This is a genomic window from Paraburkholderia sp. SIMBA_030 (assembly GCF_046535245.1).
Taxonomy (GTDB): Bacteria; Pseudomonadota; Gammaproteobacteria; order Burkholderiales; family Burkholderiaceae; genus Paraburkholderia.
In genome coordinates this window covers 1-229 of record NZ_JAWRXB010001829.1, presented here as the reverse complement: position 1 = coordinate 229, position 229 = coordinate 1, and the positions used below count along the sequence as shown (strand labels likewise).

Genomic DNA, 229 nt, shown 5'->3' with positions numbered 1-229 from the left:
CCTGGCGGGCGGTGTCGACGTCGAGCCGGTGATGGGCTCGCGCTCGACCGACCTCAAAGGTGCGTTCGGTGGGTTCGAAGGCCGAGGCCTCAAACGCGGCGATGCGCTCAAAGTAAGGGGGAATGTCTCGCGTGGAGTGCGGGAGTCGGGGCTGGGCGCGGTTCCTCAGGGTTTGGCGTCGTTCTGGGACGAGCTTGTCTCCGGCGTCGTATCGATTCGCGTTGTTCCC

General features: G+C 65.9%; 1 pseudogene. It reads left to right on the top strand.

The window, feature by feature from the left end:
- Nucleotides 1–229, top strand: a pseudogene (locus SB772_RS46300) (allophanate hydrolase); the annotation flags it as partial.